This is a genomic window from Idiomarina aquatica (genome assembly GCF_003987185.1).
GTDB classification, from domain to species: domain Bacteria; phylum Pseudomonadota; class Gammaproteobacteria; order Enterobacterales; family Alteromonadaceae; genus Idiomarina; species Idiomarina aquatica.
In genome coordinates, this window is record NZ_PIPS01000006.1 from 97,186 (window position 1) to 115,829 (window position 18,644).

Sequence of the window (18,644 nt, forward strand, 5' to 3'; positions counted from 1 at the left end):
CCAAAAACAGCGGCGAATTTAGTTCTCATCGTCGGTTTTTGGTTCATCGGTTTTCAGTTCTTCATCGTAATCTTCCATCATGCTGTTGTCGCGGTCACCACGCTTAAACAGCTCGATGCGTGACGGTACCGGACGGGCTGGCCAATAGTTGTTGGTGGTATCAACATCAGCCGTTTCCCAGTATGGGTCCAGCACGATTTCTTTGATGGTCTTGTCGCGGATAAGCAGTTTGCTGACTTGCTCTGGAGAGCGGCGCCAGATTTCTGCCGGAATCCGGACGTGTTCTTTGCTGCCGTCCTCGTAGTGCAGGTCCAGCAGGATAGGCATGACCAGACCGCCCAGATTGCTGAAGTCTAAGACATAAAAGTTACTGCCGTTGTTCAGCATCTCTTTTTGCTCGTCGTTCAGACCATCCAGTAGCTGCTTGTACTTGTTGCGATCAGCGTTGGTCACGGTGTATTCGTCGTGTTCGTTATAAAAGTCCTGCAACTGCTCTTGTTGATGGATTTTGTACATCACGTCCTGGTTACGAATGGCGGTGATGGTTTCGGGATCCTGCTCATCAACCTGCTTGCGCCATGCCGCTTCAACTTCCGGGTCCTGCGTACTGACGGTCAGCAGGTTTACCTGGTCGAGGCTGATATCAACATGGTCCGTGGTGTAAAACCAACCGCGGAAGAACCAGTCCAAATCGACACCGCTGGCATCCTCCAACGTGCGGAACAAGTCCTCAGGTGTCGGGCGTTTAAACTTCCAGCGATTGGCGTATTCACGGAACGCAAAATCAAACAGCTCGCGACCGACAATGGTTTCACGCAGAATGTTCAGCGCCGTTGCCGGTTTACCGTAGGCGTTGTTGCCAAACTGCAGAATAGACTCGGAGTTGGTCATGATCGGCATTTGATTATCACTTGCCATGTAGGTCACGATATTACGCGCATCACCACGCCAGGACGGGTAATCCGGCTCCCACTCCTGTTCTGCCAGGAACTGCAGGTAGGTGTTGATGCCTTCATCCATCCAGGTCCACTGACGTTCGTCAGAGTTAACGATCATCGGAAAATAAATATGACCGATTTCGTGGATAATGACGGTAATTAAACCGTATTTGGTGCGCTTGGAGTAATATTTTTTACCGCTGTCTTCATCCAGGTATGGGCGCGGACCGTTAAAGGTGATCATGGGGTACTCCATGCCACCGACCGGGCCGTTTACCGAAATGGCAACAGGGTAGGGGTAGTCAAAGCTGTAATCGTTATACACGTCAATGGTATGAATAATTGACGCCGTTGAATAACGCTCCCACAGTGGGTTGCCTTCTTCGGGATAAAATGACATCGCCATCACGTCGGTTTCACCTTTTTGATAGCGTTGTGCATCCCAAATAAACTTACGCGATGAAGCCCAGGCGAAATCACGAACTTGTTCCGCTTTGAAGACCCAGGTTTTGGTCTCGTCGGTACCTTCTTTCTCGTTCTCTAAGGCTTCTTCTTCGGTCACAATTTTAACCGGCTTATCCGCTGACTTGGCTTGTTCCAGACGCTCAAGCTGGACGTCGGTTAGAACCTCGTCGGCATTTTGCAATTCGCCGGTGGACGCTACAATGTGATCGGCCGGTACTGTAATAGCAACGGTGTAATCGCCAAACTCGAGCGCAAACTCGCCATTGCCGATAAACTGTTTGTTCTGCCAGCCTTCAACGTCGTAATAAGCGGCCATGCGCGGAAACCACTGAGCCATTTCATACAGATAGTTACCGTCGTCTTCAAAATACTCGTAACCACCACGACCCCCTAAGACATCGGCTTCGATAATGTTGTTCTGCCAACCGATATTAAAGGTGACACTGTCGCCGGACGCCAGTGCTTCGTCGAGGTCAATGCGCATCATGGTATCATTGATGGTGTAATCCATCGGCTCGCCACGTGTATCACTGACATCGGTAATGGTGTAGCCCGCCGGAAACTCTTCCTGGGTGAGCATGCTCTCCATGCGTGAGAAACTGACACGCTCTAGGCTGTCTGCTGAAGTTGCTCTGGATTGTGGCCCGATAGAGTCTTTCTTAAAACGGTTTTGATCCAGTTGAACCCACAAATAACGCAAGGTGTCCGGTGAGTTGTTGGTGTAGGTGATGGTGCTGCGTGCACTGACACTCTGGTTGTCATCGTTCAGTGTAACGCGAATGTCGTAGTCGACTTCCTGTTGCCAGTATTCGTGACCCGGTGCGCCGGATGCGGTGCGATAAACATTAGGGGTTCTGAATTTATCGTCATTTAACTGGCGGAATTTGTCGTCAAAGGCTTGCCCGTTGGCAAGGGTTGTAAAGCCAATGCTGGCAACGGTAATTCCCAGCAGGTAAGGTAGTTTCATGGGACATCCTACTTGTTGTTTTTCGTTATTTTTAGTTAGTGGCAGTTAGCGCATAAACCATGCGCCTCAATGGTCTGCTCTTGGACCAGGAAGCCTTGATCTTCAGCCTGATGCTGAAGCTCTTCGTACACACCTTCGGATTGTATTTCCTGGACATTGCCGCAGGATTCGCAGATTAACATTTGCACCGGGTGGTGATGATCGAAATGAGAGCAAAGCACGAAACTGTTCGATGAAGTGATTTTGTGCACGAACCCCTGCTCTTGTAAGAAATCCAGAGCGCGGTAAATGGTTGGCGGCTTGGCATTAGGAACCGCTGCTTTTAACTGTTCCAGAAGATCGTAAGCGCCAATCGAGCCAGATTGCATCGCAAGGATAGTGAACACTTCCTTACGTGTTGGCGTCATACGGGCGCCTCGTTTCTGGCACAGTTTTTCTGCCTTGCGAACAAGACGTTCGGTTTCTGACTTCGTCATAGCGTTTCATTTCTCAATATTGAAGTCCTATTGTAATCCCTTTTAAGGGGCAGGCAACCGCTTTTCTGACAATGGCGGATGAGAGTTAGCCAATTATTGGGTATAATCGCCACAATCATCAAACGTTTCCCGGGTTTTTGCAGCCTTATGTCGTCTTACCCTTACAAAACCTCAGTCGCCCCGATGCTGGATTGGACGGATCGCCATTGCCGGTATTTTCATCGGCTATTGTCACCGCAGACACTACTTTATACGGAAATGGTGACAACCGGCGCAATACTGTTCGGGCAACAGGACTTTCTTGCCTATAACGAGGCTGAACATCCGGTCGCGTTGCAATTAGGCGGGAGTGACCCTGAGGCGATGGCGCGTTGCGCGGCATTGGCTCAACAACGAGGTTACGATGAAGTCAACATTAATGTGGGGTGTCCGTCCGACCGGGTTCAGAACGGCAGTTTTGGTGCCTGCTTGATGGCTCAGCCCGAAACCGTTGCTGAATGCGTCGCGGCGATGAAGCAAGTGACGGATATTCCGGTAACCGTGAAAACCCGCCTCGGCATTGACGAACAGGACTCTGATGAATTTCTGTATCGGTTTCTGGATGCAGTGGTTGCTGCGGGCGTGGATCAACTGACGTTACACGCTCGTAAAGCCTGGTTAAGTGGCTTGAGTCCAAAGCAAAACCGAGAGATCCCGCCGTTGCAATACGACCGTGTTTATCGTGCCAAACAGCGCTACCCGAGTGTGCCAATGAGTATCAATGGGGGAATAACAACGTTGACCGAGGTTTATCATCACCTCACCTATGTAGAGTCGGTTATGATTGGTCGAGAGGCCTACCAGAACCCTTGGTTGCTGACCGAGCTTGCGACCATCGACGAAGCGTCAACCATACCATCACACCGTGAAGCCGTTGCCGTGCAGATGATCGACTATATCGATCAACATATCCGTGGCGGTGGACGTGCGTGGCATGTGGTACGCCATATGCTGGGGCTTTTCCAGGGTCAGCCGGGTGGCAAGAAATGGCGTCAGTACCTGAGCATTAAAGGTCCTAAAGCGGATGACGCGCGCGCACTGATCGAGGGAGCATTGGCTTTTCGGGAAAGTCGCGAGACCAAATTAGCGGATTTGACCAGCTAGTTGGTCAAATTTGCTAAAAAGTTATTGCCCACTCTAAGGGCTGTCATCCACTCGCTGTGTTGCTAAAAAATAAAACAATAAAAATCAATGAGTTAAGACATATTTGGAAGTTGGCACAACCTTTGTATTAGTACCTACGACTTAACTGATAAGTCGAACAAAATGGCGAATACAAAGGAGAACATCATGAAAAAGCTTGTATTAACTTCCGTAGCTGTAACAGCCCTTATGCTGTCAAGTACCGCTTCCGCTCAACAGGCAGAAGAAGAATCCACATCCTTCATCAGTGAGCAGGTTGCCAACGTGTCGGTAGAACTGTTTAACGTCACAAAAGCGACTGTTATTGAAACTTTATCAGCCTGGGGCGATGAGTTGCTGATGTCTGAGAGCGAGCAAACCGTCGCGGCTAATGAAACGGTCGACGAAAAAGCCAGCCAACCTCAATCTCACTAATTCTGTAGTAAGTGGAGGTTAACCATGTTTATCAATGAATGGTGGCTTGCCTGGCTTATTGCGCCGGTGCTAGGAACCTTAGTTATCGGAACGTTAGTCATCGGCGCTTTTATCATGTTTGGCGCATCAATGATGCGCCACAGTTAAAGATTTGCTAACCTGCTTGGTCACAAGAACAACTGTTGTATTACCGAGGACTGAGCATGTTAAAAACAACGATAAAAGCGTCATTGCTGGCGGTAATGGGAGCCTGTGCCACATTTTACGCGGTCGCCCAGGACAATAGCGCCAACGGCGAATATCAAGCGAGTGAAAAAGCACAACAACTGGCGAAGAAGTATTTAATTGCCGATACACATATTGATGTTCCGTATCGCATTCATAACCGCTGGGAAGATGTCTCGGTGGCAACAGCCGATGGCGATTTCGATTATCCGCGCGCCGTTGCCGGCGGTCTTAATGTGCCCTTTATGGCAATTTATATTCCTGCGGAGTATGAGCAAACCGGCGGCAGTATCGAGTTAGCGCATGATTTGATCGACAGTATGGAAGCACTGGTCGGTCGCGCTCCGGATAAATTTGCGTTGGCTTACTCGCCGGCCGAAGCTCGCGAAAATATGAACAATGGACTGATGTCGATAGCCATGGGGATGGAGAACGGTACGCCGATGGAAGGCGACCTGGCGAATCTTGAGATGTTCTATGAGCGCGGTGTCCGTTACATTTCGTTTGCCCATTCGCAAACCAACCACATTTCCGACTCTTCTTATGACATCCGTAAACAGTGGAACGGTCTGAGTGAGTTCGGGTTCGATTTAGTCAAAGCCTGTAATGACATTGGCATGATGATCGACGTATCACATATCTCTGACGACGCCTTTTATGATGTTATCGAAACAACCAAAGCGCCGGTTATCGCCTCGCATTCGTCTTTACGTCAGTTTACGCCCGGCTTTGAGCGTAACATGAGCGACGATATGCTGAAGAAACTGGCGGAAAACGGCGGTGTCGTTCAAATCAACTTTGGCTCCTCCTTTGTTGCTCAGCAAGCCAACCGTTATCGCGATATGATGAAAAAGCGCATTGCAGCGGTGTATGAGCAGTTTGGCAAGGAAAGTGATGAAGCAAAACGCCGCGTAGCGGAGATCGAAGCCAATAACCCATATCCCTACGCAACACTCGATCAGGTACTCGACCATATCGACTACGTTAAAGAATTGATCGGTGTTGAACACATCGGTATTGGTTCAGACTACGACGGCGTGGGTGACTCTTTGCCGGTTGGTTTGAAAGATGTATCGACCTATCCAAACCTGGTACAAGGGTTGTTAGACCGCGGCTATTCAGAGAAAGAAATCGAAATGATTCTGGGGGGCAACTTTATGCGTGTCTGGCAGCAGGTGGAAGACCTCGCGAAGTAACTTGCGCCTGTGGCGCAAGTCATACCATGAAGTCGCGCCATAGGCGCGACCTACTTACTGCTAAATGTTGACATACGGTCGCGAAGCTGTATAATTCGCGACCACGTCAATTTTCCCTAAGTCGACTGACTTACATAATTGATGTTCCACAACAGTCCCGATAGGGGACTGAATGGTTGACGTAGATGATCGCACCCCCGGTATGTGCCAGGGAGGTTTGCGTTTGTCTGTGCTCTTTTTTAAATGCTCTTTAATTGAGGCTTTGATTTTTTATGGCTAATCAAAGAATTCGGATTCGTTTGAAAGCGTTCGATCACCGTCTGATCGACCAGTCAACGGCAGAGATCGTAGATACTGCTAAGCGCACTGGTGCTCAGGTACGTGGTCCAATTCCACTGCCAACACGGAAAGAACGCTTCACCGTGCTGATTTCTCCACACGTAAACAAAGATGCGCGTGACCAGTACGAAATCCGCACCCACAAGCGTCTGATCGATATCATGGACCCAACTGACAAAACCGTAGACGCTCTGATGCGTTTAGATTTGGCAGCTGGTGTTGATGTACAGATCAGCTTGGGTTAAGTGGGCAGTAATAGGATTACACACGAGAGGTTTTAACAATGGCTATAGGTCTAGTCGGTCGTAAAGTAGGAATGACGCGTGTCTTCCAGGAAGACGGCGCTTCTGTTCCTGTTACTGTGATCGAAGTGTTGGCGAACCGTGTGACTCAGGTTAAATCTGACGACACTGACGGATATCGCGCGCTTCAAGTGACCACAGGCGAGAAGAAAGCAAGCCGTGTCACCAAGCCTTTAGCAGGTCACTTTGCTAAAGCTGGTACAGAGGCTGGTCGCGGTCTTTGGGAATTCCGCCTTGCAGATGGCGAAGGCGAAGACTACACAGTTGGTTCTGAACTGACTGTTGAAGTATTTGCAGAAGTAAAGAAAGTGGATGTTACCGGAACTTCTAAAGGTAAAGGCTTTGCCGGTACCGTGAAGCGCTGGAACTTCCGCACTCAGGACGCTACCCACGGTAACTCATTGTCACACCGTGCACCGGGTTCAATCGGTCAAAACCAGTCGCCTGGTAAAGTATTTAAAGGCAAGAAAATGGCTGGTCAAATGGGTAACGAACGCGTCACTACTCAATCACTTGAGTTGGTCCGTGTAGATGCAGAACGCAACCTGTTGTTGATCAAAGGTGCGGTCCCTGGAGCTACCGGTGGTGATGTTATCGTTAAACCTGCGGTCAAGGCGTAACGTCTGAGGAGAATGGTGATGGAATTAACATTGAAAGACGCAAAAGGCGCTCTTGAGGTTTCCGAAGCTACCTTTGGACGTGAGTTTAACGAAGCACTTGTCCACCAGGTAGTCGTTGCTTACGCAGCCGGTGCCCGTCAGGGTACTAAAGCACAGAAGACTCGTTCTGAAGTTGCAGGCGGCGGCAAGAAGCCATGGCGTCAAAAAGGCACCGGTCGTGCACGTGCGGGTACTATCCGCAGTCCGATCTGGCGCTCAGGTGGTACGACATTTGCGGCTAAACCGCAAAGTCATGCCCAAAAAGTAAATAAAAAGATGTACCGCGGTGCGATCAAAAGCATCGTGTCAGAACTGATTCGTCAGGATCGTTTAACCGTTGTTGAAAACTTCAGTGTTGACGCACCGAAGACTAAGCAATTGGTTGAAAAACTGAAAGGTTTGAACCTGAACGACGTTTTGATCGTGACTAAAGATGTGGACGAGAACCTGTTCTTAGCCTCTCGCAACTTGCACAAAGTTGACGTACGCGACGTTCAAGGTATCGACCCTGTTAGCTTAATCGCTTTCGAAAACGTCCTGATGACTGCCGACGCAGTCAAGCAGCTTGAGGAGGTGTTATCATGATGCGCGAAGAACGTTTGCTTAATGTGATCCTAGCACCTCACGTTTCGGAAAAAAGCACCATGACTGCTGAAGGCAACAACACGGTTGTTTTCAAAGTAGCTAAAGATGCGACCAAATCCGAAATTAAAGCAGCTGTCGAAAAACTTTTTGAAGTTGAAGTTAAGAACGTACGCACCGTGAACGTGAAGGGTAAAACCAAGCGTACCGGTTTCCGTTTCGGTAAACGCAACGATTGGAAAAAAGCGTACGTAGCCCTGAAAGAGGGTGCTGACATCGACTTCGTTGGCGGCGCTGAGTAACAGGAGGAATAATCATGGCTGTAGTTAAAAGTAAGCCTACGTCTCCGGGTCAACGCCACGTCGTTAAAGTCGTCGGTCAGGACCTGTACAAAGGCAAGCCTTACGCCCCCTTGCTAGAGAAAAACAGCAAGTCTGGTGGTCGTAACAACAACGGTCGTATTACGGTTCGCCACATCGGCGGTGGTCATAAGCACCATTACCGTATTATCGACTTTAAACGTAACAAAGATGGTATCCCTGGTAAGGTTGAGCGTATCGAATACGATCCAAACCGTTCAGCGAACATCGCTTTGGTACTGTATGCAGACGGCGAACGTCGTTACATTCTTGCGCCTAAGAACCTGAACGTGGGCGACCGCATTCAGTCAGGCTCTGATGCACCTATCAAACCAGGTAATGCATTACCGATGCGCAACATCCCAGTGGGTACTGTTGTTCACGCTTTGGAAATGCAACCAGGTAAAGGCGCACAGCTGGCTCGTTCAGCAGGTGCTTACGCACAGATCGTTGCCCGTGACGGTGCTTATGTCACCATCCGTTTGCGTTCTGGCGAGATGCGCCGTGTGCAGTCTGAAGGTCGTGCAACTATCGGCGAAGTGGGCAATGCAGAGCATATGCTTCGTCAATTGGGTAAAGCTGGTGCCAAACGTTGGCGCGGTGTTCGTCCTACCGTTCGTGGTGTGGCGATGAACCCAGTTGATCACCCGCACGGTGGTGGTGAAGGCCGTACCTCTGGTGGTCGTCACCCAGTGACACCTTGGGGCACGCCGACCAAGGGCTACAAAACCCGTAAAAACAAGCGTACTGATAAGTTCATCGTACGCCGTCGCAACAAATAAGAGTTGAGGATTAAACATGCCACGTTCTCTTAAAAAAGGTCCATTTATTGACCTTCACCTGCTAAATAAGGTGGAGAAAGCGTTGGAAGCCGGGGATAAGAAGCCAATTAAAACTTGGTCCCGTCGTTCAATGATTATTCCAGATATGATCGGTTTGACGATCGCTGTTCACAACGGCCGTCAACACGTTCCAGTTTTCGTTTCTGACGAAATGATCGGTCATAAACTGGGTGAATTCGCACCAACCCGTACTTATCGCGGCCACGCTGCTGATAAGAAAGCGAAGAAACGGTAAGAGGTAGAGAGTGATGGAAGCAATTGCTAAACACCAATTTGCCCGCGTTTCTGCTCAGAAGGGCCGTTTGGTCGCAGACCAAATTCGCGGTTTGCCAGTAGAGAAAGCACTGGACATCCTTGCGTACAGCCCGAAAGCAGCAGCTGGCTTGATCAAGAAAGTTCTTGAATCAGCTATCGCTAACGCGGAACACAACGAAGGTGCGGACATTGATGAGCTGAAAGTCGCTAAGATCTTCTTAGACGAAGGTCCTACGATGAAGCGCATCAAGCCACGTGCGAAAGGCCGTGCCGATCGTATCTTTAAGCGCACCAGCCACATTACTGTGGTCGTGTCGGATAGCTAGGAGATAAATTATGGGTCAGAAAGTACATCCTAATGGTATTCGCCTAGGTATCTCCAGACCATGGAATGCAACCTGGTATGCGAATACAAACGAATTCGCTGATAACCTGCACAGTGACCATCAGGTACGTAAGTTCCTGACAAAGGAACTGCGCAATGCATCAGTGTCGCGTATCGTTATCGAGCGCCCTGCTAAAAGTGTTCGTGTGACCATTCACACTGCACGTCCAGGCGTTGTTATCGGTAAAAAAGGCGAAGACGTAGAAAAACTGCGCAAGCAGGTTCAGAAGTTGACTGGCGCTCCGTCGCAAATCAACATTTCTGAAGTACGTAAGCCTGAGCTGGACTCTCAGCTTGTTGCTGACAACATTGCCGGTCAGTTGGAACGTCGTGTTATGTTCCGTCGCGCGATGAAGCGTGCTGTTCAAAACGCCATTCGCCTGGGTGCCAAAGGCATCAAGGTTGAAGTTAGTGGCCGTTTGGGCGGTGCTGAAATCGCACGTACTGAGTGGTACCGTGAAGGTCGTGTACCTCTGCACACGTTGCGTGCGGACATCGACTACTCGACGTCAGAAGCGAACACCACTTACGGTATCATTGGTGTGAAGGTCTGGATTTTCCGTGGCGAAGTCTTAGGTGGCTTGCCAACAGAAGAAAAGCCAGCTCCTAAGCGCGGCAAAAACCGTAAGTAAGGAGAGACGATAATGTTACAACCTAAGCGTACAAAATTCCGTAAGGTTCACACAGGCCGCAACCGTGGTCTGGCGCAGTCTGGTAACAAAGTCAGCTTCGGAACCTTCGGTTTGAAGGCGACTGACCGTGGTCGTATGACCGCGCGTCAAATTGAAGCTGGCCGTCGTGCTATGACTCGTCACGTTAAGCGTCAAGGTAAAATCTGGATCCGTGTATTCCCAGACAAGCCAATTACCAAGAAGCCATTAGAAGTTCGTATGGGTAAAGGTAAAGGTAACGTCGAATACTGGGTTGCTCAGATTCAGCCAGGTCGCGTACTGTACGAAATGGACGGTGTTTCTGAAGAACTGGCACGTGAAGCGTTCCGTCTTGCGGCTCGTAAACTGCCATTCAAAACCACTTTTGTGACTCGGACGGTAATGTGATGAAAGCAAGTGAATTGAAAGAAAAAACCGTTGAGCAGCTGCAAGAAGAATTGCTGAACTTGCGTCGTGAGCAGTTTAACCTGCGCATGCAAGCGGCAACCGGTCAGCTGAATCAGACTCACATGATGAAGCAAGTACGTCGCGATATCGCACGTATCAAAACCATCTTAAACGAGAAGGCAGGTGCGTAATGGCTGAAGAAAAACGTATTCGTACTCTGCAAGGCAAAGTTGTCAGCGATAAGATGGATAAGACCATCACTGTAGCTGTTGAGCGTCGTGTTAAGCACCCGGTCTACGGCAAATACATCTCGCGTACAACTAAGGTACATGCACACGATGAAGACAATCAGTGCAAAATGGGTGACGTCGTGATCGTTCGCGAATCACGCCCATTGTCTAAGAACAAATCTTGGACACTGCTTGAAGTTGTTGAGCGTGCTACCGTTGTCTAATAGCAGATAACGTTTGAACGACAAAAGGCCTCCCTTGTGGAGGCCTTTTTTGATCTAAACGTTAAAAATGTCGGTAATAGTCAGGAAGTTATACTAAAATATAAATCAAATCTTTCGTTATACTGACAGGTTTAAAACTAGCGCCCAACAAAGGAGTTCTTTATGGCAAAAGGATGGATACTAGCAGCCTCGGTATTGGCAGCTTCTCCGGTGCTCGCGCATGCGGCACCACAGGACGAGCAGAGTGTGCAATCCGAAATCGAGATGCTGAAGCAGAAACTGGCTGAACTTGAGCAGCGATTAGCAGAGCAGGAACAGAAAAAGGAACAAATGCAGCAGCGTCATGAAGAAATGATGACGCGTAAAGACTACAAAAAAGGTGCTAAAAAGCGAACCCGCGCAACTGATGAAGCGGCAGCAGACTCAGGCGTTCAGGCTCGCTTAGCGAAACTCGAAGAAAAAACCGAAGAAAACGAAAATTGGCCCATTAAAGTCCATGGTGCCGTACGTTTTCAGTATGAATACAATAATTACAACTCGGGCAATGAAAACCGCACCGGTGACCTAGACTTTGATATTTTCCGTCTTAACTTCGACGGCGAAATTGGCGATGTCATCTTGTCGGCGGAATACCGTTGGTTCCATTACATGGACACCGTTAAACACGCTTGGTTTGGGTATAACTTCACCGATAACTGGCAAGGTCAGGTAGGTGTCGTCAAAGTTCCATTCGGTAACATGCCTTATAACTCGCACAGTTACTTCTTTAACTCGACCTTCTATGTCGGTTTAGAGGACGAGCACGACAACGGCATCCGGTTATTGTATCGCGACGATCAATGGCAGTTTGATATTGCCTATCACAAATCCGATGAACAGGGTGGTGTAGACGGCTCTACCAGCGATCGCACGGCTCGTTACAACTACGACACCGTGGGTATTCGTTTGCCTGGACAGGGCGCTTACGATACCCCAGGGTTAGCTGTGGGCGAGAGCAACAGCTATGCTGTCCGTGGTGCACGAGTGTTCACGTTCGCGGATGACCACAACCTGGAAGTCGGCTTGTCTGCGCAGGGTAATAACTACTACTCAGGCACGGTCGCGGAAGGTTTTGAGCAGTACGCTCAGTACAATGACCAAAACGTTGGTAACCGTTTTGCTTGGGGCGCTCATGCTAACTATAACAACGGTCCGTGGAACGTGCAGTTACAGTATGCTGATTATGAGTATGATCTTGAGGTAGAAAACCGCGGCGTTTATATGGGCGCTTATGCCTATTACGATGCGATTCCTACGGAAGCGAAAATCTACACCGGTAACGTCGCCTATACATTGCCTGTAGAGATTGGCCCTATCACCAGCTTAACCTTCTATAATGACCATAGCATCATTACCGATAAAGCGGGTTATCAAGACGATACCTGGATGAACGTACTGGGTGTTGCGGTAGCGGCCGGTGGCGGTTTCTACACCTACGTCGATTACGTACGCGCTAAAAACCAGCCATTCATCGGCGGTAATATTGCCACCGACGGTGGTGAGGTTAATGACCGCTTTAACATTAACTTTGGTTACTACTTCTAACCACCCGGTTAATAGCAGCATTAAAAAAGCCGACCTCAAGAGTCGGCTTTTTTGTGCTCGTAAGCGTCACCTTCTTGTCGATAATCCCGGGTGCGATGAAACATCTTCAGTTCTGTATGCAGTGCTGCTTTTGCCATAATGTGGGCGCTAATAGGCGCTGTTAAAAACAAAAAGATGGCAATCAACAACTCACTCAACGTAACACTGCCTTGTACTGATGTCGCAATAATCGAAGCGATGACAATGCCGCCAATACCCAGGGTGGTATTTTTGGTGGGCGCGTGCAGACGAGTAAAAAAGTCCGGTAGAACCGCCAGACCCAACGATCCGATAAACGCAAAGATAGAACCCAGTAAGATAAAGAATCCGATAAGGTACTGGCTCCAGAGCGGAAGTTCATTAAGTACGTCCATTATTATACCCCTATTCGATAAGGTCACCGCGCAACAGAAATTTACCTGCTGCAATGGTGCCAACAAAGCCAAACATGGCGATCAATAAGGCTGCTTCGAAATACGTTTGGGTATTTTGATACATACCAAGTAACAGCAGCAGAGCCAATGAGTTAATGTAGACGGTGTCCAGTGCCAGGATCCGGTCAGGTAGATCCGGCCCCTTAATCAGTCGCCAGAAGTTCATCAGAATCGACAGGCTGAATAATAAAAAAGCGACCTGTAAGATGATGCCTAACATTCAAAAATCTCCTTTAAGCGGCGCTCATAGCGATTTCTGATGGTGTTGATTACCTGTTCCGGATCATCTTCAGAAAACGCATGGATTAATATTCCTTTGCGGCCACGAGTGATTTCACAGGAAACCGTGCCGGGCGTTAAGGTAATGGTACTGGCCAGGATGGTTACCGGAAGCTCTTCCGTCATATTCAGCGGGTAAACCAGCAACGCCGGTTTAATTGACTTCCGTCTGCCCAGTATCAGCGCCGCGACTTTAAAGTTAGCGACGATGATATCGAACAGCAAAATACAAAAATAAACAGCCGCCAAATGCGGTTTTTTAACCCGCGCAAAGGCAGGCCAGGCGTTACGAAAAACGATGGGAATCAACAGCGAAAAGATGATCCCAAGCAATACCACACCGGCCGCGATTGAGTTAAACAACAACAACCAAATCAGTAACAAAAATAAACTTAAATAGGGCGCCGGAAAGAGTTTACTCATTGTTGCCTCCCGCTTTAGGCAAAACATGGTAAGGATAACTGTCGACATCACGTAGCTGCTCAGCCGTGGCATCGGTGTAATCGCGAATCGGCTGGGCAAACAGCGTGATCAGCAGTGACAACGATAGCAGGCTTGCTAACGCCAGCCGTTTACCGAGCGGCGCTGAATGCTCTGAGGGTTTGCCTGATAACGTGTGCCAGATCATTTTGCTACCGGCACGAGTCACGGCGACCAACATAATAAAGGTTGCGCCGATGATGGCGGCCCAGAGCCAGAAGTTATGGCCGTTGGCCGCTGCAGACTCCAGAATCATCAGTTTACTGACAAACCCGGATAACGGGGGTAAGCCTATAATTGCAATGGCTCCGATTAAAAAGAAAGTGGCGTAGGTTGAATGGTTCGCCATCTTTTTACCGGACACAATTCGTGACGCTGTTTTACCGCGTTCGTAAGCCATCAGGTCGGCAAGCAGGAACAGCGCCGCAGTGATGAAGGTTGAGTGCACCAGGTAGAACAGCGTTGCACCCGTAGTGGCGGTCGAAGACAGGCTGTAGGCAGCGACCAGCGTACCCACTGAAATCACCACCAAATACGCCACCATCAAGCGTAAATCACGGGCGGCGAGAATACCGATGGCACCCGCCAATAACGTCAGCAGCCCCATGACCCACAGCCAATCGTGCGCTACCAGCGCAAGTTCATTGGCATCGGCGCCAAAAATCAGTGAGTAAACCCGAATGATGGAATAGACGCCGACTTTGGTCATAATGGCAAACAACGCAGCAACCACACCGGTGGTGGTTGAGTAAGCCTGTGGTAACCAAAAATGCAACGGCAGAATGGCGGCTTTCAGGCCAAAAACAATCAGTAACATCAATGAGCCGGCCTTCGCGAGAATGGCTTCATCACCGCTTAACGACTGTATTTTAACGGCCATATCGGCCATGTTGAGGGTGCCGGTGACCCCATAAAGCGTGCCGATACTGATCAGGAATAGGGCGGAACCCAGCAGGTTAAGTAATACATAGTGCAAGGTTGCGCGCACGCGGAACTTACCGCCACCATGCATCATCAGTGCATAGGATGAAATCAGCAAGACTTCGAAGAAGACGAACAGGTTAAAAATATCGCCGGTCGCAAAGGCGCCCATAATGCCCATAATTTGAAACTGGAACAGGGCCTGGAAGTGCGAACCCAGGTTGTCTTCTGCATAGCAGCCGTAGACCAATACCGGTAACGCGAGAACCGCCGTCAGCAACATCATTAACGCACTGAGGCGATCGACCATAAGGACGATACCAAAGGGCGCTTCCCAGTTGCCGAGCAGATAAACCAGCATTTCCTGCTGATTAACATCGATCAGTAAAAATACGGTGCTGACCAGGGTGAGTATGCTGGCTATTAAACCGATAGCACGGCGCTTAGGCTGTGGTCGACTACCCCAGGGCAAAAGCTGCAGTAATGCCGTAAACAGCGGAATCAATATCGGTAAAATGGCTAAGTGTTGCTGTAACATCAGCGTTTACCCTCCGCATCGCTGTCCGTGTCGCTGACCTCATCCGTACCGACTTCGCCACGTGTACGGACCGCCAGAATGATCGAGTAAGCGGTCATGGCAAAACCGATGACAATAGCGGTCAATACCAATGCCTGTGGCAGTGGATCGGCATAACTGTCGTTTGTACCAAGGATGGGCGCACCGTCAATGGTGAGCCGCCCGGTGGAGAACAGGAACAGGTTGACGGCATAAGATAGCATCGTAATACCTACCACGACCGGGAAAGAACGGCCGCGTAAAATTAAAAACACACTACAGGCAGTTAAAATGCCAACAGTTACCGAATATAAAGTTTCCATTAATTGCCCTCGTACGTTGGACGGTGGCGAGTGGTCATCTTGCCAAAGTTACTTAAAATCATCATGGTCGCACCAATCACGGTGAGGAATACCCCCAGGTCGAACAATAAGGCGGTAGCAAACTCCCATTTACCCACCAACGGCCATTTAAGATAGGTGAACCAACTGGTCAGGAACGGTTTACTGAATAGCCAACTGCCGACCCCGGTCAATGCCGCGATCATCACACCAATTGACATCAGTGACTGATAATTCACGTTGAAGCGATCCTTAACCCAGTCGACACCGTTTGCGATGTATTGCAGGATCATTGCTGACGCAGCGATAAGCCCGGCAATAAAGCCGCCACCCGGCAGGTTATGGCCACGCAGGAAAATATACACCGCAACCATCATTGCCATTGGCAACACCAAATTGGCGACATTCGTGAGCATCAGCGGATGCTTAATGCGGTGCCATGGACGCCCATCAACATCACTGGACGGCATAAAGGGTTTCAGTTTGTTCAGCAGCTTATGGATACCCGCTGCTGCAATCGCCAATACCGTGATTTCTCCTAACGTATCAAAACCCCGGAAGTCGACCAGAATGACGTTGACGACGTTCGTGCCGCCACCGCCGGTTTTGGCGTTAGCAATAAAGAAGTCAGAGATGGTTTCTGCCGGCGACGTTAAGATGGCAAAATTCAGCGTGGCGACGATGCCACCGATGAAGCTGGCGATGATAATATCGCGAAATACCCGGTGTCCACTGGAGGCTCGCGCGGTTTTCTGAGGCATAAAGAACAGCGCCAGAATCATCAGGATGATGCTAACCACTTCCACCACCAGCTGTGTCATGGCCAGATCCGGTGCTGAGAAGTGCGCAAACGAAAGCGATACCATCAACCCGACCACCGACAGCATCATCAGCATAACAAAGCGGTTGCGGTGCATCGTTGCGGTTGCAAAAGCGGCAATGATCAGCACCATCGCGCCCACCATAGAAACCATGTCGATGGGTTGTTGAGCTTTGCTGCCGGTCAACATACTGATATCGACCAGCGACGGCAGCATCACAACAATGACACTAATCAGCACAAAGGCGATGTAACGCTGCAACGACCCGGTGTCGAGACGATCAAATAAACGGCTGGCCGCATCACTGACACGTTGCACAATGCGTTCAAAGTTATGTTTCGCATCCTGGCCGTCAAATTGGCGATTGAACGTAAACAACTGATCACGGGCGGCGTAGATAAGAATCCCCGCTACAACGGCAACAAAACTCATCAACAATGGCAGATTAAAGCCATGCCACAGCGATAGCTTAACCGCCACACTTTGCGCAAGCACGGCACTTGACGCACTGTCGAGGATGCCGGATACCATAGTCATTGGCGCTAAGCCAATGGCGATACAGAACACCGCTAGCAGGGCAACCGGTGCCGACATCATGCGCGGCGGATCATGAGGCTTCTTGGGTAACGGCTTGTATTCTCCGTTAAAGAACACATCGTGAATAAAACGAATTGAGTAGGCTACCGATAGTGCAGCGCCCACCGTCGCTAAAATTGGGACAAACCAGGATAGGCCTCCGAACAAATGCTGTTGTACAGCCTGATCGAGGAACAGCTCCTTGGACATAAAGCCATTGAACGGCGGAATGCCTGCCATAGACGCGGCAACGATCATGGCGAGTGTTGCGGTGACCGGCATCAGCCCCATAAGTCCTTGTAACTTACGCATATCGCGCGTGCCGCTTTCGTGGTCGATAATACCGGCGGTCATGAACAACCCGGCTTTAAAGCAGGCGTGGTTGATGATGTGAAACAGAGCCGCGATAACGGCGCCCTCGCTGCCGATACCGAGGAGCATACAAATCAATCCCAAATGACTGACTGTCGAGAACGCCAGTAGTCCTTTCAGGTCATTTTTGAGCAGTGCAAAGTAAGCGCCGACTAACATTGTAATCAGGCCGACAATGGTAACAATGGTCAGCCATAGCTCGGTGCCGCCCATAACCGGGTGGAAGCGAGCCAGCAAGAAAATACCCGCCTTAACCATAGTTGCGGAGTGTAAGTACGCACTTACTGGCGTAGGTGCAGCCATGGCATGGGGTAACCAAAACTGAAACGGGAACTGGGCCGATTTGGTAAAGGCTCCCAGCAACAGCAAAATCAGTGCGGCCGGATAATAGGGATGATTTTTAATGGTATCGGCAGCGGCCAAAACCGCTGAGAATTCATAACTGCCGGCGATGTTACCGATGATCAGTAAACCGGCCAGCAGAGCCAGACCACCGGCGCCGGTTGTCGCAAGTGCCATGCGGGCGCCACGGCGGGCGTCACTGCTATGGAACCAGTAGCCAATCAGCAAGAAAGAAGAAATGCTGGTGAGCTCCCAGAACGCCCACATCAACAATATATTGTCAGCCATGACGATGCCAAGCATCGACGCCATAAATAGCAACAGGCAAGCGTAGAAGCGTCCTTCGTCGTCTTCCGTCGATAAGTAGTAGTGCGCGTAGCCGATAATCAACACGCCAATACCCAGAATTAAACTGACGAACAACAATGACAGACCATCCAGCCGCAAGGCGAAATTTAACCCCAGTGCGGGCAGCCATTCAACGAATTGCTTAGGTACCTCTCCCGCCAGCGTCAGAGGCGCATACTGTAGCAATACAATAATGGCGGCCAGCGGAATCGCGAGTGTCACCAGCGTCTGTATTGTGCGCGGCGTTCGTTTAAGAAATAACGGTAATAGCGCTCCAAAAAGTGGCGCCATGATAATAAAGAGTAGGTTCATAGGCTTATTATCGTTCCAGTTGCCAATGCTCAGTTATTGATTATTCGGAGCTTTTTATGTTGTGATGGGTACGAATTTACCATCCCCGCGGTTTACTGCCAACTGAATCCGAAAGCATAAAATACGCCACTTAGCTTATCT

At 49.6% G+C, this 18,644-nt stretch carries 24 protein-coding genes; 16 read left to right on the top strand and 8 right to left on the bottom strand.

Going from position 1 to position 18,644, the window contains the following annotated elements:
- Positions 1-18: 18 nt before the first annotated feature.
- Together CWE23_RS13570 and zur are read right to left on the bottom strand one after the other, a co-directional pair.
- On the bottom strand, positions 19-2,370 hold the full coding sequence (locus CWE23_RS13570; protein WP_126820522.1) for a M1 family metallopeptidase: 2,352 nt from the start codon (positions 2,368-2,370) through the stop codon (positions 19-21).
- A gap of 35 nt (positions 2,371-2,405) precedes the next feature.
- Positions 2,406-2,846, bottom strand: coding sequence for a zinc uptake transcriptional repressor Zur (gene zur / locus CWE23_RS13575; RefSeq protein ID WP_105306967.1), 441 nt, complete (start codon positions 2,844-2,846; stop codon positions 2,406-2,408).
- Between the two features lie 147 nt (positions 2,847-2,993).
- On the opposite strand from zur, the gene dusA reads away from it, so the two are divergent.
- The 16 genes from dusA to CWE23_RS13650 all read left to right on the top strand — a co-directional run bounded on the left by dusA (position 2,994) and on the right by CWE23_RS13650 (position 12,682).
- Positions 2,994-3,989 carry a tRNA dihydrouridine(20/20a) synthase DusA gene (dusA, locus tag CWE23_RS13580; RefSeq protein WP_105306966.1) on the top strand — a complete coding sequence of 332 codons (996 nt, stop codon included), beginning with the start codon at positions 2,994-2,996 and terminating at the stop codon, positions 3,987-3,989.
- 186 nt (positions 3,990-4,175) lie between these two features.
- Positions 4,176-4,442 carry a hypothetical protein gene (locus CWE23_RS13585; RefSeq protein WP_126820523.1) on the top strand — a complete coding sequence of 89 codons (267 nt, stop codon included), beginning with the start codon at positions 4,176-4,178 and terminating at the stop codon, positions 4,440-4,442.
- Positions 4,443-4,466: 24 nt separating this feature from the next.
- Entirely contained in the window at positions 4,467-4,589 is a 123-nt protein-coding gene (locus CWE23_RS13965; RefSeq protein WP_262339856.1) for a hypothetical protein, read from the top strand.
- A 56-nt stretch (positions 4,590-4,645) separates the two neighbouring features.
- On the top strand, positions 4,646-5,863 hold the full coding sequence (locus tag CWE23_RS13590; protein WP_126820524.1) for a dipeptidase: 1,218 nt from the start codon (positions 4,646-4,648) through the stop codon (positions 5,861-5,863).
- Between the two features lie 272 nt (positions 5,864-6,135).
- The gene (rpsJ, locus tag CWE23_RS13595; protein ID WP_006956423.1) at positions 6,136-6,447 is read left to right on the top strand and encodes a 30S ribosomal protein S10; all 312 of its coding nucleotides are present in this window, start codon (positions 6,136-6,138) and stop codon (positions 6,445-6,447) included.
- Positions 6,448-6,485: 38 nt separating this feature from the next.
- A complete protein-coding gene (gene rplC, locus CWE23_RS13600; protein ID WP_105306963.1) occupies positions 6,486-7,124 on the top strand; it encodes a 50S ribosomal protein L3 in 639 nt (212 codons plus the stop codon).
- A gap of 18 nt (positions 7,125-7,142) precedes the next feature.
- Positions 7,143-7,748 (top strand): 50S ribosomal protein L4, encoded by a 606-nt coding sequence (gene rplD, locus CWE23_RS13605; RefSeq protein WP_105306962.1) that lies wholly within the window; start codon positions 7,143-7,145, stop codon positions 7,746-7,748.
- Positions 7,745-8,047: a 50S ribosomal protein L23 gene (gene rplW, locus CWE23_RS13610; RefSeq protein ID WP_105306961.1), complete on the top strand. Its 303-nt coding sequence runs from the start codon at positions 7,745-7,747 to the stop codon at positions 8,045-8,047. Before rplD ends, rplW begins: the two co-directional genes overlap by 4 nt.
- 14 nt (positions 8,048-8,061) lie before the next feature.
- Positions 8,062-8,886, top strand: a complete 825-nt coding sequence (gene rplB, locus CWE23_RS13615) for a 50S ribosomal protein L2 (RefSeq protein ID WP_105306960.1) — start codon at positions 8,062-8,064, stop codon at positions 8,884-8,886.
- Positions 8,887-8,902: 16 nt separating this feature from the next.
- Positions 8,903-9,181: a 30S ribosomal protein S19 gene (gene rpsS, locus CWE23_RS13620; protein WP_026860408.1), complete on the top strand. Its 279-nt coding sequence runs from the start codon at positions 8,903-8,905 to the stop codon at positions 9,179-9,181.
- 13 nt (positions 9,182-9,194) lie between these two features.
- Positions 9,195-9,527: a 50S ribosomal protein L22 gene (gene rplV / locus CWE23_RS13625; RefSeq protein WP_053954203.1), complete on the top strand. Its 333-nt coding sequence runs from the start codon at positions 9,195-9,197 to the stop codon at positions 9,525-9,527.
- A gap of 10 nt (positions 9,528-9,537) precedes the next feature.
- A complete protein-coding gene (gene rpsC, locus CWE23_RS13630; RefSeq protein ID WP_105306959.1) occupies positions 9,538-10,218 on the top strand; it encodes a 30S ribosomal protein S3 in 681 nt (226 codons plus the stop codon).
- A 12-nt stretch (positions 10,219-10,230) separates the two neighbouring features.
- Positions 10,231-10,644: a 50S ribosomal protein L16 gene (rplP, locus tag CWE23_RS13635; RefSeq protein ID WP_105306958.1), complete on the top strand. Its 414-nt coding sequence runs from the start codon at positions 10,231-10,233 to the stop codon at positions 10,642-10,644.
- A complete protein-coding gene (gene rpmC, locus CWE23_RS13640) occupies positions 10,644-10,835 on the top strand; it encodes a 50S ribosomal protein L29 (protein WP_006956453.1) in 192 nt (63 codons plus the stop codon). The genes rplP and rpmC overlap by 1 nt, the downstream gene beginning before the upstream one ends.
- Positions 10,835-11,098 carry a 30S ribosomal protein S17 gene (rpsQ, locus tag CWE23_RS13645; RefSeq protein ID WP_105306957.1) on the top strand — a complete coding sequence of 88 codons (264 nt, stop codon included), beginning with the start codon at positions 10,835-10,837 and terminating at the stop codon, positions 11,096-11,098. Before rpmC ends, rpsQ begins: the two co-directional genes overlap by 1 nt.
- A 162-nt stretch (positions 11,099-11,260) precedes the next feature.
- Positions 11,261-12,682 carry a hypothetical protein gene (locus CWE23_RS13650; RefSeq protein WP_105306956.1) on the top strand — a complete coding sequence of 474 codons (1,422 nt, stop codon included), beginning with the start codon at positions 11,261-11,263 and terminating at the stop codon, positions 12,680-12,682.
- Between the two features lie 35 nt (positions 12,683-12,717).
- Here CWE23_RS13650 and CWE23_RS13655 read toward each other — a convergent pair whose 3' ends face one another.
- The 6 genes from CWE23_RS13655 to CWE23_RS13680 are packed head-to-tail and all read right to left on the bottom strand — an operon-like array spanning position 12,718 to position 18,503.
- Positions 12,718-13,095, bottom strand: a complete 378-nt coding sequence (locus tag CWE23_RS13655) for a Na+/H+ antiporter subunit G (RefSeq protein ID WP_126820525.1) — start codon at positions 13,093-13,095, stop codon at positions 12,718-12,720.
- Positions 13,096-13,105: 10 nt separating this feature from the next.
- Complete coding sequence (locus CWE23_RS13660) at positions 13,106-13,375, bottom strand: K+/H+ antiporter subunit F (protein WP_105306954.1); 270 nt, start codon at positions 13,373-13,375, stop codon at positions 13,106-13,108.
- Entirely contained in the window at positions 13,369-13,857 is a 489-nt protein-coding gene (locus tag CWE23_RS13665; RefSeq protein WP_105306953.1) for a Na+/H+ antiporter subunit E, read from the bottom strand. The genes CWE23_RS13660 and CWE23_RS13665 overlap by 7 nt, the downstream gene beginning before the upstream one ends.
- Positions 13,850-15,373: a monovalent cation/H+ antiporter subunit D gene (locus CWE23_RS13670; RefSeq protein WP_105306952.1), complete on the bottom strand. Its 1,524-nt coding sequence runs from the start codon at positions 15,371-15,373 to the stop codon at positions 13,850-13,852. The genes CWE23_RS13665 and CWE23_RS13670 overlap by 8 nt, the downstream gene beginning before the upstream one ends.
- Positions 15,373-15,714 carry a Na+/H+ antiporter subunit C gene (locus tag CWE23_RS13675; RefSeq protein WP_126820526.1) on the bottom strand — a complete coding sequence of 114 codons (342 nt, stop codon included), beginning with the start codon at positions 15,712-15,714 and terminating at the stop codon, positions 15,373-15,375. The genes CWE23_RS13670 and CWE23_RS13675 overlap by 1 nt, the downstream gene beginning before the upstream one ends.
- Entirely contained in the window at positions 15,714-18,503 is a 2,790-nt protein-coding gene (locus CWE23_RS13680; RefSeq protein ID WP_126820527.1) for a monovalent cation/H+ antiporter subunit A, read from the bottom strand. The genes CWE23_RS13675 and CWE23_RS13680 overlap by 1 nt, the downstream gene beginning before the upstream one ends.
- Positions 18,504-18,644: the final 141 nt, after the last annotated feature.